The 12,678-nt window shown below is 55.4% G+C and carries 12 protein-coding genes; 7 read left to right on the forward strand and 5 right to left on the reverse strand.

All coding sequences use genetic code 11. From position 1 onward, the window contains the following. Nucleotides 1-15 precede the first annotated feature (15 nt). From EQV93_RS07205 to EQV93_RS07220, 4 genes are all read right to left on the reverse strand, one after another. Nucleotides 16-1,464 (reverse strand): amidase, encoded by a 1,449-nt coding sequence (locus tag EQV93_RS07205; RefSeq protein ID WP_272492557.1) that lies wholly within the window; start codon nucleotides 1,462-1,464, stop codon nucleotides 16-18. Then, nucleotides 1,461-2,771, reverse strand: coding sequence for a citrate-proton symporter (locus EQV93_RS07210; protein ID WP_122782655.1), 1,311 nt, complete (start codon nucleotides 2,769-2,771; stop codon nucleotides 1,461-1,463). Before EQV93_RS07210 ends, EQV93_RS07205 begins: the two co-directional genes overlap by 4 nt. 79 nt (nucleotides 2,772-2,850) lie before the next feature. After that, nucleotides 2,851-4,026, reverse strand: a complete 1,176-nt coding sequence (locus tag EQV93_RS07215; protein WP_122782654.1) for a M20 aminoacylase family protein — start codon at nucleotides 4,024-4,026, stop codon at nucleotides 2,851-2,853. 559 nt (nucleotides 4,027-4,585) lie between these two features. Beyond that, nucleotides 4,586-5,077, reverse strand: coding sequence for a GNAT family N-acetyltransferase (locus EQV93_RS07220; RefSeq protein ID WP_240891242.1), 492 nt, complete (start codon nucleotides 5,075-5,077; stop codon nucleotides 4,586-4,588). A gap of 551 nt (nucleotides 5,078-5,628) precedes the next feature. On the opposite strand from EQV93_RS07220, the gene EQV93_RS07225 reads away from it, so the two are divergent. Next, the gene (locus EQV93_RS07225) at nucleotides 5,629-6,255 is read left to right on the forward strand and encodes a substrate-binding domain-containing protein (protein ID WP_240891243.1); all 627 of its coding nucleotides are present in this window, start codon (nucleotides 5,629-5,631) and stop codon (nucleotides 6,253-6,255) included. Nucleotides 6,256-6,425: 170 nt separating this feature from the next. Here EQV93_RS07225 and EQV93_RS07230 read toward each other — a convergent pair whose 3' ends face one another. Next, nucleotides 6,426-6,980: an ATP phosphoribosyltransferase regulatory subunit gene (locus tag EQV93_RS07230; protein WP_240891407.1), complete on the reverse strand. Its 555-nt coding sequence runs from the start codon at nucleotides 6,978-6,980 to the stop codon at nucleotides 6,426-6,428. A gap of 725 nt (nucleotides 6,981-7,705) precedes the next feature. Between EQV93_RS07230 and EQV93_RS07235 the strand changes: the two genes are divergently transcribed. The 6 genes from EQV93_RS07235 (at nucleotide 7,706) to EQV93_RS07260 (ending at nucleotide 12,611) form a co-directional block, all read left to right on the forward strand. Continuing rightward, entirely contained in the window at nucleotides 7,706-7,915 is a 210-nt protein-coding gene (locus tag EQV93_RS07235; RefSeq protein WP_233609122.1) for a DUF2790 domain-containing protein, read from the forward strand. Nucleotides 7,916-8,539: 624 nt separating this feature from the next. Beyond that, nucleotides 8,540-9,436 carry a diaminopimelate epimerase gene (dapF, locus tag EQV93_RS07240; RefSeq protein ID WP_199750938.1) on the forward strand — a complete coding sequence of 299 codons (897 nt, stop codon included), beginning with the start codon at nucleotides 8,540-8,542 and terminating at the stop codon, nucleotides 9,434-9,436. 28 nt (nucleotides 9,437-9,464) lie between these two features. Next, a complete protein-coding gene (locus EQV93_RS07245) occupies nucleotides 9,465-10,217 on the forward strand; it encodes an amino acid ABC transporter ATP-binding protein (protein ID WP_158636752.1) in 753 nt (250 codons plus the stop codon). A 104-nt stretch (nucleotides 10,218-10,321) separates the two neighbouring features. Next, entirely contained in the window at nucleotides 10,322-11,119 is a 798-nt protein-coding gene (locus tag EQV93_RS07250; protein ID WP_146386257.1) for a transporter substrate-binding domain-containing protein, read from the forward strand. Between the two features lie 104 nt (nucleotides 11,120-11,223). Then, entirely contained in the window at nucleotides 11,224-11,925 is a 702-nt protein-coding gene (locus EQV93_RS07255; RefSeq protein ID WP_240891244.1) for an amino acid ABC transporter permease, read from the forward strand. Nucleotides 11,926-11,939: 14 nt separating this feature from the next. Further along, nucleotides 11,940-12,611: an amino acid ABC transporter permease gene (locus EQV93_RS07260; RefSeq protein WP_199750942.1), complete on the forward strand. Its 672-nt coding sequence runs from the start codon at nucleotides 11,940-11,942 to the stop codon at nucleotides 12,609-12,611. Nucleotides 12,612-12,678: the final 67 nt, after the last annotated feature.

Raw genomic sequence — 12,678 nt, forward strand, 5'->3', positions numbered from 1 at the left:
GCCTGTGCGCCGTGCTCACGCGTCTTGCAGACAACCCGGCGGCCGACGCTTGACCCATTGCGTCAGCTGTTCATGGGCATACGCCAGTTGCAGCACCGCGCGGTCGGCCTGGGCCGGGCCAATGATTTGCAGGCCCATCGGCAAACCGGCCGGGTTGAAGCCTACGGGTACGCTCATGCTCGGCAAACCGGCCAGGGTCGGCCCGATGACCACTTCCATCCAGCGGTGGTAGGTGTCCATGCCCTGCCCGCCAACGACGCGCGGCCAAGGGGTTTGTGCATCAAAAGGAAACACTTGGGCAGTGGGCAACAGCAGAAAATCGTAACGTTCGAACAACTCGTTCATGGCCCTATACCACTCGCTGCGACTGACTGAAGCCTGATAAACATCCGCCGCCGTCAGGTGCAGCCCACCTTCGACTTCCCATTGAGCTTCGGGTTTGAGCTGCTCGCGTTTCTGCGGATCGGCATACAGCCCACCCAGGCTGCCTTGCACCAACCAGTGGCGATGCACCAGCCAGGTCTGCCACAGACGCTCCATGGAAAAATCCGGCTGGCAGGCTTCGACCTTGCAACCCAGTGTCGCAAAGTCCTGCAACGCCGATTCGCACAGGTTCATTACGCCTGGGTCCATCGGCAGGTAGCCGTTGTAGTCGCCCAGCCAGCCCAGTCGGACATCGCTGAAATCCCGTTGCAGCGACTGGTGGAAAACCTCCGGATTTTGCGTCAGTGACAACGGCGCACGCGGGTCATAACCGGCCTGGGTTCCGAGCAAGCGGGCGACATCCGTGACGGTGCGGCCCATCGGCCCTTCGGTGGCCAGTTGCTGGACGAATACCTCCGGCCCCGGACCAAACGGCACGCGGCCCCGGGACGGGCGAAACCCGAAGACGTTGTTGAAAGCCGCCGGGTTGCGCAGCGAACCCATCATGTCGCTGCCATCAGCCACCGGCAACATGCGCAATGCCAGCGCCACCGCCGCCCCGCCGCTGCTGCCTCCAGCAATCAGCGACGGGTCGTAGGCGTTGGTAGTGGTGCCGAACACGCGGTTGTAGGTCTGGGAACCGAGGCCGAACTCCGGCACGTTGGTCTTGCCGATGATGATCGCCCCGCAGTCGCGAACCCGCGCCACGCTGAAGGCGTCGTGTTGCGGGACTTGCCCGGCGAACAGTGGCGACCCCATGGTGGTGGGCAAACCGGCGGTGGCCGCCAGGTCCTTGATCGCTTGCGGCATACCGTGCATCCAGCCACGGGACTGACCCTGGTGCAGTTGTCGGTCGCAGGTGTCGGCTTCAGCCAGCAGTTCCTCGGCCGGGCGCAGGGACACCAGCGCATTGACCTGAGGATTGAAGCGCTCGATCTGCGCCAGATAGACCTGCATCACTTCTCGGCACGACACCTGCCGCGCATGAATGGCACAAGACAACGCATTGGCATCCATTTCAACAATCGAATTGACACTCAAAGCTTCACCCCCAGGTTAAGTTCGACGGGTCTCTTGGCCCGGGGTGCTTCCTGCATGCAGTAAGTACCCAGCAGCGTCAGCACGCACGCGAACAACACGTAGAACGACGGCGCCACCGGTGTTGCCAGTACATTGCTCAGCCAAGTGACGATCAGCGGGGCGAAACCGCCGAACACCATGACGGCAACGTTGTACGCCACCGAAACCCCGGTGGAACGCACTTCGATTGGAAACTGCTCGGCCAGCGCGGTCGGTGCCGGGCCGAAAAAACCGCCGATGGCACTGCATAACAACAGCTGCATCACCAGCAGGCGCTCAATCGACGGCGCCGCAGCAATCCATACATACAGCGGATACACCATCAGGAAAAACGCCAGGGTGAAGGCCATCAACACGGGGCGTCGGCCAAGGCGATCCGACAGCGCGCCGGACAGCGGAATGACCACGGTCATCAGCGCCACAGCAAGCATCTGCACCAGCAGCACCTGATCCAGGGGCAGGCCGAGATTCTTGTGGGCGAAGGTCGGCATATTCACCAGCACTACATAAAACGACACGGTCGCACCACAGGCCAGGCCCATCGACACCAGAATGCTGCGCCGATGTTCGCGGATCACTTGCAGCAGGCTCGGGCTCGCGCCTTTGGCCTGTTTGCGCGCTTCGAGAAACTCTTCCGGTTCTTCCATGTGCTTGCGAATCCACAACCCGACCGGGCCGATCAACAAACCGAGCACAAACGGAATCCGCCAGCCCCAGCTGTCCAGCGCCTCAGGGGAAAGCAGGTGCGTGATCAACGCCACCATCGCTGCCCCGCAGAATACCGCCAGGCATTGCCCGACCAGTTGCCAGGAACCATACAAACCCTTCCTGTGCGCCGGTGCACTTTCCACCAGGAATGCCGTGGCGCTGGCGTATTCGCCACCGGTGGCGAAACCTTGGAGCATCCGCGCAACCACGATCAACAGCGGCGCGCCCATGCCGATGGCGGCGTAGTTTGGCGCGAACGCGATCAGTGCGATGGACACGGTCATCAGGCGGATGATCATCTGCATCGCCGCCTTGCGACCTTTTCGATCCGAGTACATGCCCAACAAAATGCCACCCACCGGGCGCATGAAAAACCCGACACCGAAGGTCGCCAGGGCCATCAGCAAGGATGCGTATTCGTCCTCGGACGGGAAAAATTGCCGGGCGATGATGCTCGCCAGAAAGCCGTACACGATGAAGTCATACCATTCCAACGCGTTACCGATGACGGCGGCAACCACCTGCCGGGTACGCGAAACGCCAGTGCTCGAAGTCTGCATGGGGAACTCTCCGGAAACCTGTTGGGCGACGGCGGGCACGATAGCGCGCCCGGTTCAGCGGCAGTTGAAAGCGAGAAAATCAGGCCGGCTTGAGCCAGCTCTCGGTCAGTGCGCCCCAGTACGCCGCACCGGTCAGCAGAATGTCGTCGTTGAAGTCGTAAGCGGGGTTGTGCACCATCGGCCGCGACACGCCGTTGCCGATGAACAGGTAGGCGCCTGGGCAGCGTTGCAGCATCCAGGCGAAGTCTTCGCTCCCCATGAGTTTGGGTGTATTGCCATCCACCGCCTCCTCACCCAGCAAGTCAACGCCGACCTGGCGAGCGAACTCGGTTTCGGCAGCGTGATTGACCAGCACTGGATACGCCGGACGATGTTCGATGCGTGCGGTACAACCGAAACTCTGGGCCTGGGTTTCGATGATCGAGCGAACACGCTCGAGGGTCAGCTGGCGCACCTCAGCGTTCAAGGCCCGCAGGCTCAGGCGCAGGATGGACTGCTGCGGAATAACGTTGGCCGCCTCCCCGGCGTGCAGCGCGCCGACTGTTACCACCGCTGCCTGCTGCGCATCGATGTTGCGCGCGACCACGGTTTGCAGGGCCATGACCACACTGGCCGCAGTGACCAGCGGATCCACAGCCAGATGCGGCATCGAGCCGTGGCCACCGACGCCTTCAATGGTGACCGTGAGCAGATCCTGCGAGGCCATCATTGGCCCTTCGCGAAACCCCAAGTGCCCTGCCGGCAAGCCCGGCATGTTGTGCATGCCGAACAGCGCATCACACGGAAAACGCTCCAGCAGACCATCCGCGAGCATCGCTTCGGCGCCGCCCTGGCCTTCTTCGGCGGGTTGGAAAATCAGAGTCAGGGTGCCGTCGAACTGACGGGTTGCCGCCAAATAACGCGCCGCGCCCAACAACATTGCCGTGTGGCCGTCATGCCCACAGGCGTGCATGCAACCCTGATGCTGGCTGCTATAGGCAACGCCGGTATTCTCGATGATCGGCAGCGCGTCCATGTCTGCTCGCAGCCCGAGCTTGCGCGTGCTGCTGCCGTTGCGCAGAACACCGACCACGCCGGTCTTGCCGATTCCGGTGTGCACCTCGTACCCCCACTGCGCAAGTGAACTGGCCACCAGCGCCGAGGTACGGTTTTCCTCGAAGCCGAGTTCCGGATGGGCGTGAATGTCCTGGCGGGTGGCGTGCAGATCGCTGGCCACATCGCTAAGCCAGGCAAAAATGTGCTGATGTCGAGTCATGACGATTTCCTTGGGTCGGGTGAATTCCCGTTCTATTTATTCGCAGTAATTTCGCGGCACATCAAAGGCAGGTCGCGCTCACCGCCAGATAACCGCGAGTCGCGCACGAGGGCAATCGAATATGGTTCCACTCTGCGGAACCTTGGGTTTGTCAGAGCTGCAAGCCACAGCAATGACGCGCGTTGACCCCCACGGCGCCCAACGCCTAGCCGAGCCCACAGCGCGCACCACCAAGCAACCTCTAAATCCGCGCGACGACATTCAATTAGCGCTCGCCTCCTCGGACTGTGGCTTGACCAAATCAGGCAGCGCAATCGTTGGCACACCACATGCCTGCTGGCCGCCGAATTGGAGAGAACGCAAAGCGGATCATGCCATTTCAGCGTCGTGATATCAGGGCAACTACCGTGTCGTAAATTGCAGATATTTAAGAGGCGAGCGCACTTCTTAGGCACTCAAATAGAAGGGATTACGGAACGGGTTTCCCGACGTGTCGGCGCCCTCGCAAAGCCCACAAAATGAATAAGTGATGGAACACCTTTGCCGCCCAACTCTGGTACTAGAGCGCCATGACCATCTCATGCCAGGACATTCCACCGTGGTTAGAAGGCGAGGGCTGAACGTAGCGATAGCCCATTCGCTCATACAGCTCCACATGGTGCTCCTTACACATCAGGTGGATGGTCTTCTTATCCAGCGCTTTCATGCCTCGGACAAACTCGCGCATCAACAGTGTTGAGTAACCCTTACCCTGCTTCGCAGGATCAATCACCACTGACATGATCACCACGTTCGGCGCCTCGGCCGAATGCCCCACCAGTTCCTTGAAGGCCTCATCGGACATCACCACCTCGTGGGCGCAGCCGCTATTGATAAAACCGACGACCTCACCAGCATCTTCCATAATCAAAAAGCCATGCGGATACTGAGCAATGCGTGTCGTGATCTTCTCCTGAGTAGCGGCTTCGTCGCCTTCGTATGCACAAGACTCGATTTGGTAGCAGCGGGCAGCGTCTGACAGTGCGGCATTACGAAAGCTGAGCGTGGACATTTCAGTTCCTGATGTTGAGTGGCTTGAGGGAGACGAGAGACGCTATGTTAGAGAAAGCGCAGAATGCAGGTACTGCAATTTACTCAGGTTGTAATGAAGTTCATGCATTCCGTTCTCCACCGCCTTGATCTGAATCTTCTGCTTGTTTTCGACGCGATTTAGCGGTGCAACTGCCCAGTGTATTGGCTGCTCCATACATAGTCGCCAGTACGGACTTCCTTTTCACCCTGCCCCGCCGGGCAGTCATTCCATTCAGCCGTGCGGCTTCGTTGGTAGTTCTTCCCGCACCGTTCGAAGCTCCGCGCTACACGCTTGGCTTGTTATCCAATAAGCAGCATTCAAGCTCCGCCGCGCACCTATGGGTGCGCAAGCAAATGCTAGCGACCTTGAGTACGTTGTGACGCGAACTGAGTGGCCAGAAGCTACCTTTTCACCTGCCCGCAGAAAGACGTTCAACGTATCCTGCTGAAATAGAACAATGAAAAGGGATACTTCTTGCCTTCACACCTTGATCTTGTGCCGGGACGCGTAGAGGCAAACCATCCCAAGGCATGGCCGATACCTTACTGGGCGAATTGTCCATCGGTTTATCGGAAGCACTGGATTCACATGTGCTTGAGCGGGTAGCCAATGCCATCGGCAACTTTCGCAAGCGCCGGCAAGCGGTCCAGATAGAGTTGATCAGCGCCATGCCGGCCGAGCTGGAGAGACGCCTGCTTCAAGACCAGTTGCATCTGGCGATCGGCTATTTTTCGGGGCATCAACAAGCCTTGAATTACCAACCCCTGTTCGATGAGCAGCAACGCCTTTACTGCGCCAAGGGACACCCGTTATTTGGCGTGAAAAGCCCAGACCAGTCTCAATTGGAGGCATGCGACGGAGTCCATCACCCTTACCGCTTCAGTGTCCCGGCCGAACCTTTTCTCCCGAGTCAAAGCACTGCGCGTACGGAACAAATCGAAGGCACCTTGACCTTTATTCTCTCGGGCGCCCACATCGGATACCTGCCCCGCCACATTGCCGAGCCCTGGCAGGCACGTGGTTTTGTGCAACCGCTTGGTGCGGAAACTTTGGGGTTCAATGTGCAATTTCATTTAGCCAACCATCGCGGGCGCAATCCTACTGAGGCGCAGCTCGCCCTAATGGAAGATTTGAAGCTGGCGTTTGCACAAACCTGATTCAAGCTCACACCTGCGGATAAGACAGGCAGGTCGACACTTGAAGTCTTGCATTGCTCAATTGGCCGCCAGCTTCTGGCCTGCTTGGTTCGCCTTTTTGCTCAGTTTCGCCCCGGGCGATTTCAGCCTGTTTTGTTTGAAAGCGCTCCCTGCCGCAAGCGCCTTGAATATCACAGGCTCCGAGCCATCTCAGAGACAAGCACCAGTCGCTCAAGCCCGATACCAAAACCAGCACCTTCGCGATAAGCTCCGCCGCCGACAACTTGCTGCTGTGCCCCCAGCACAGGGCAACGCACCTCAAAACCATTCCCCTCAAGGTAATAACTCAGGCCACGCTTCACTGCGAGATTGAGTTCATATTCCAGTCCCAGCAAGTCAAGAAAACCGGTGCAAATTGCTTGGCTACGCTGCAATGCCTGCGCGGGTGTGGAACTAAGAATTTCAAGTCCCAGTTGAGTGAATTCGCGATACCGACCGGCTTGAGGTCGCTCATACCGATAACATCGCGCCACGTAGAAAAACATCGCTTCGTCTCGTGACCCGAGAAGTGCGTTGTTGCGCTCCTGAAAAAGCGCGGTTGCTTCTGGGATGAGACAACAAGGACGCCCGGCCTTGTCATCAAAGGCCCACATTTGTCCAATGACTTCACTTCCACCGGCTTTCTCAATAAACGTGTCTTGGCCCCACAATGCAGGAATTATGGCCTCCTCAGCCCCGGCATCGATGAAGGTAGCTCCGAAATCTGTCTTCTATCTCACGCATGGTTGCAGCTTCTTTCCCTGTCACTATTCGAGTTCCGCGAAGCATGGTCATTTATAGATCTCCATTTTACAGGCAATAAAAAAGGCGCCATTGGCGCCTTGGTTTGATTCATTGATTGGTCAGAATGAATGTTTAAAATTCTGAGCATTCGATGAGCGTGAGCAACCGCGGCACCCTAAGTGAGGTCCGTGATGATGACGGTGATTGCTTGGAATGAATTGATTCATAGCTGATCCTCGCACAATTCTGGAAGCGCTCACAAGCGGCTGTATCTGTTTAACCACCACAGACCAATGACGCGTGCCGATTCACCCGGACTTGAGCGTGACCTTGCCTCGTCTGGGGTCCGCCACGAGCCAGGGCCAAGTCATGGCCGGATTTACTATAAACGCCGTTATTCGCACTCAGCCACGCCAACAGCCAGCCGTATCGCCGCCACCGATTATTACTGTTCTTCCAACAATGCTTTCCAGTATTTGGGATTTATCAAAAAACCCAGAGGCATAAACTAAACACAGCTTCCAAACAAAGCCACGAAACGCAGAACCAGCAGGGTCCAAGCAAACCACCCTCCCACGTTTCGTAGAGCCTTCGGCCTTACAGATTGCGACTGAAGACATAAATCGTTTGCATCGTTGGGACATTTAAAATGAAACTGTTTAAAACGTTGATTGCCGCTTCTTTTATCATGGTAGGCAGTCAAATGGCTTTTGCCGATGAACCAGCAGTTGAGCAATACAGCTACAGCTCACACCTCGACATCGCCAAAGTGATTCACATGGACCCAGTCCCAGATGTCTGTGAAGTGGTTCCAGTACATATGACTTATTTGGACCATCAAGGTCAGCAACACGTTATGGAATACCGAGTAATGGGTAACGGTTGTTCAAACAACTAATACTGAGTCCCAACGAGGCCTGCTCGTTGCAGGCCAAGTTATAACGCCCCTTGATGAGGGGCGTTTTTTTTGGGCCGCTGTCAATGACCGTTAGACTTCTCAACGTTGCCCTACTGCACCACCAGAATTCACAAGACACTGCTTTGGGTGTCGTAGACCACTGGAAATCACCAGTGCGATAACGTCACTATCCCCCAATGGGCCGGTTAAGGCCTTGCCCGTATTTATCGGATCATTATGCCCAACTACATGCTCATCGATGAAATCAAGGATGCGCAACTGCGTCTTTGCCCTATCGGTGTAATCAATCGGCCTTACGCAAAGCCGTGCAGAAAATGCTGAATCAATAATTACTCAATTTAACTAGCCCGAATACGAGTATCAGATCTGCTGCGCAAAAAATAACTTGAGCCCCATAGCAGTGCGTAAACACGGTGATCATCAAATGCTTTTGCGTCGCGGCGTTAACCTGTTGAACTTGTTCGTGGTCACTAACGGTGCGCAGAACGCAACGAATCATGGCATATCAGAAATGAATAACCTCTGACAAAATAAGTATTTACCGGATGTTGCAGTGGCTGATAGCTTCATCTACATCAACTTTCCGTGAAATAAGATTTCTACATGATGACTGCAAATCTGCCCGTGGCGGTCTGGTCTGACATGTTCAAGCTCGGACGTCCATTTCTAAAAATGCACGGACTGAAGAACCATTTCATTATTGTCGATGGCCGTGAACGATCCTTTGCCCCACCGCCTGACGTCATTGCGCAAATCTGCAGCGTTGACGCAGGTGTTGGCGCGGATCAGTTGCTCGTTATTGAGCCTGCGACCTTAAGTGCTGCGACCTTGGGTGCGTATGCTCGCATGCGAATTTACAACGTCGATGGTAGCGAAGTGCAAACTTGCGGCAATGCCACGCGCTGTCTTGCTGATCTTCTTTTAAAGGAAAGTGAAGCAGACCAGGTTTTGATCGAAACAGGCGGTGGCAACCTGCGATGCTGGCGCAACGAAGCCTCAGGTCAGATAAGTGTTGCGATGGGAACAGTCAATCTGGAATGGCATTCCATCCCACTGGCACAAGCCACTGACACCCTGAATGTCAGAATGAATCACGGGCCGCTTCAACAGGCAGTTGCCTTGAATATCGGCAACCCGCATCTGGTGTTCTTTGTAGATGATTTACAAAGTATCGATATCCCACGCTATGCCGCCCAGGCCCAACAGGATCCACTCCTGCCAGAGTCCGCCAATATAGGCGTTGCTCAGATCATTGGCGAAACCGCCATGCGCCTGACCGTGTGGGAGCGGCCGGGCATTCTTACCCAGGCCTGTGGTAGCGGAGCATGTTGCGCCGTGGCCGCGGCCAGAGCGAAAGGGCTTATTCAGTCCAGTATTGTGACTGTGTATATGCCGGGGGGAGCCCTGACAATCGAACAAGACGATATGGGGCAACTCATTCTCACGGGGCCTACTGTCGTTGCGTTTGCTGGACATTTGCTGGAAACACACGAGGCTTAAAATGGCTGATGAACGCATGTCGTCATGCATTATAAAAATAGAATCGGTTTCGAAAGTCTTCAGCGGCATTAATGGTCGCCAGGAAGTGTTTGCACTTAGAAATGTGGACAATCACATCAACCGGGGTGAAGTGGTCGTCATCATCGGCCCGAGTGGTTCAGGGAAAAGTACCTTGCTGCGTTCACTTAACGGGCTAAACACCATCAGTTCTGGGCAGATCTGGATTGATGGCGTCAGTTTGACCGATCGCAAAACAGACATTAACAAATTGCGCGCAGAAGTCGGCATGGTGTTCCAGAATTTCAACTTGTTCGCCCATAAAACAGCGCTTCAAAATATTGTCATCCCGCAAACAATCGTGCTGAAACGATCGAAAGAAGAAGCCGAAGGTATCGCACGCACGTTACTGCAAAAAGTAGGACTGCCGGATCGTGCCAATAACTACCCGCATCAACTTTCCGGGGGCCAGCAGCAGCGCATTGCAATTGCGCGTTCGTTGGCGATGAACCCGAAGGTCATGTTGTTCGACGAAGCCACATCAGCACTGGATCCAGAAACCGTGGGTGAAGTACTTCAACTGATGAAGGAACTCGCCGCCGAAGGGATGACCATGGTCGTGGTCACTCACGAAATGGGCTTTGCTCGCGACGTGGCCGACCGGGTGATTTTCATGGAGGCCGGACAGATTGTAGATGAGGCTCCAGCTGACAGGTTTTTCGCTGCCCCCAGTGATCGGGTTGCAAGTTTCCTGGGCCGGGTGTCAGCAGCACCGTGCATGTAAACCGCCGCAACGAAAACAAGACGCCGAGGAAGGCGCACTGAGATGAACGATAGCTCGCCCCAATAAACTGCCGATTAATCACAATTAAAGAAAGGCATATTGCGATGTACTTATTGAAAAGCTTTCTGGCAAATGTTCTTGTCGCTTCTGCATTAGCGACCGTGCCGATGTTGGCACAGGCCGACGCCATGGACGACATCAACAAAAATGGAACACTTACAATCGCCGTGCAAACCCAGGGCCCTCCCGTTAGTTTTATTGATAAAAACGGTGAGCGTGCTGGCCTGGCGATTGATATTGCCCGTATGTTCGCCGATGACATGGGCGTCAAACTGGTCATCCAGGACTACGACTGGAAAGGCCTCATTCCAGCACTGACGTCAGGTAAGGCCGATCTTATCGCCGCTGACATGACACCGTCTGCAAAGCGCAACATGCAGGTGCTTTTCACCAATCCCGTCTTCTATCTGGAGACAGTGGCATTCGCCAACAAAGACAAGCACTTCAAATCGTGGCAAGCCCTCAACAATCCTGAAATTACCGTGGGCGCGACCCAGGCTTCCAGCTATGCGGATGCGGCTAAAAAATTCCTGCCTCAAGCACAGTTGAAGGAATTCGGCGGTGGCAACGCCCAGACGGTTCAGGCGGTTGTTTCCGGCCGTGCGGATGCTGGCATCTCGGACCGAGCGCAAATCGCAACCTTCGTTAACGCCACGCCTGAACTGGAAGTACTCGACGGAACCATGACGAAAGAGCCATTGAGCTTCGCCACCCGCCCAGACTCTGTGCACTTGCTGTTGGCACTCAATAACTATATTCGCCTGATCGAAATCGACGGACGATTGAAAGAGCGTACCGACTACTGGTGGAACTCTACGGCATGGGAAGCTGACCACAAGTAAACGTTAGAGCGCGGTGAAGCTGGCCGTCCTTTCAACCGGGCGGCCTGCTGCGTGCTGTTACCGCGCACAAAAGAGTTCGGCTTGCTGGATGAGGTTACGTCGCAATGAGTTTTGCACTGGATAGTTTCAACTTTGGCATCGTCTACAAATACCGGGATACATTCTTAAACGGCGTACTGACAACCATTGAAATAGCATCAGTCTGTTTATTGCTTTCGGTGTTTTTTGGCATATTTGTAGCACTCATGCGCATGTCCAAAAACGGTTTATTGTGGCGGCCGGCGGCAGCGTATATACAGTTTATCCGCGCCACACCGCTGTTGTTGCAGATCTACCTGGTTTACTACGGCCTTCCGGCTCTGTTTGCGTTCGGCAAACACATTAATGAACTACAGACTGGCCTTATCGCACTGACGATCCACACGACCCCCTACATGGCAGAGATTATTCGTGCCGGTATCGAATCGATCCCCCGCGGCCAGTTCGAAGGTGCGATGTCCGTCGGCATGACTCCATTTCAGCGGATGTTCCACGTTGTGCTGCCTCAGGCACTGGCGAACGTTACGCCCCCCCTATTAGGACAGACAGCCATCCTGATCAAGGATACGTCGCTGCTGAGTATCATCGCGGTAACCGAGTTAATGAGCGCTGGCCTGTACATGTTTTCGGACTCGGTAGTGGCGACCGAGAGTTACCTGACCACTGCCGCATGCTACCTGTTCATCTATGTACTGCTGCTGCTGCTCTCTCACCTGGTGCGCCGAAAATGCGGCGCCAACTGGCAAACTCGGCAGGGGATCAAATAATCATGGAATGGATCATGACCAAAGCAACAGTGCTACAGGCGCTGTTGCCATTCATGCTCAAAGGGCTGTGGATGACCGTACAGATATCCCTGATCTCCATTGCACTCGGCGTATTGTTGGGGATCGTGTTAGGGGTCATCCGCTCACAGAGCAAGTTTTTCTTCAAAAATATCATTGGCCTGTACTTGCACCTGTTCAGGGGTACCCCATACCTGGTGCAGGTCTACATCATCTATTTTGTACTGCCTGCTACGGGGCTTGAGATATTCAAGTTCGATGCCTACACCGCCGCCATCGTATCGTTGACGCTCTACACGTCGAGCTATGCGACTGAAATCGTGGCCTCCGCGATTCTGACTGTACCCAATGGCCAGGTTGAAGCGGCGCGATCAGTCGGGATGAGCAAATTTCAGGCGCTGTTTCACGTCGTATTACCGCAGGCCATCCCGCTGACCCTGCCGCCGCTGGGAAGCGTGTATGTCAATATCATCAAAAGCACCGCGATTTTATCCATCATCGGCATCACTGAACTCACGCGCCAGGGCGAAGTTTTAATTGTCCGCATGCCACAACACCTGATGTTCATTTACTGCGTGATCGCCCTGCTCTATTTCGCTTACTGCTACCCGCTTCTCTACTTATCGAAGTTGGCAGAAAAGCGCTTTGGCGCCCTCGAACACCGATAAAACCAATCACCCGATACGCGCCAGTCTTATTTTCAGTCCGGATCGGGAAGCAGGATCTGAGACACAC

Origin of the sequence: Pseudomonas sp. TMW22091 (assembly GCF_022496705.1) — a bacterium.
In the GTDB taxonomy this organism is placed as follows: domain Bacteria; phylum Pseudomonadota; class Gammaproteobacteria; order Pseudomonadales; family Pseudomonadaceae; genus Aquipseudomonas; species Aquipseudomonas saxonica.

Bases quoted from the DNA above. Each gene is read 5' to 3' on its own strand.
- EQV93_RS07255 (WP_240891244.1), top strand. From the start codon at position 11,224: ATGAGTTTTGCACTGGATAGTTTCAACTTTGGCATCGTCTACAAATAC.
- EQV93_RS07210 (WP_122782655.1), bottom strand. From the start codon at position 2,771: ATGCAGACTTCGAGCACTGGCGTTTCGCGTACCCGGCAGGTGGTTGCC.
- EQV93_RS07260 (WP_199750942.1), top strand. From the start codon at position 11,940: ATGACCAAAGCAACAGTGCTACAGGCGCTGTTGCCATTCATGCTCAAA.
- EQV93_RS07225 (WP_240891243.1), top strand. From the start codon at position 5,629: ATGGCCGATACCTTACTGGGCGAATTGTCCATCGGTTTATCGGAAGCA.
- EQV93_RS07215 (WP_122782654.1), bottom strand. From the start codon at position 4,026: ATGACTCGACATCAGCACATTTTTGCCTGGCTTAGCGATGTGGCCAGC.
- EQV93_RS07220 (WP_240891242.1), bottom strand. From the start codon at position 5,077: ATGTCCACGCTCAGCTTTCGTAATGCCGCACTGTCAGACGCTGCCCGC.
- EQV93_RS07235 (WP_233609122.1), top strand. From the start codon at position 7,706: ATGGTAGGCAGTCAAATGGCTTTTGCCGATGAACCAGCAGTTGAGCAA.
- dapF (WP_199750938.1), top strand. From the start codon at position 8,540: ATGATGACTGCAAATCTGCCCGTGGCGGTCTGGTCTGACATGTTCAAG.
- EQV93_RS07250 (WP_146386257.1), top strand. From the start codon at position 10,322: ATGTACTTATTGAAAAGCTTTCTGGCAAATGTTCTTGTCGCTTCTGCA.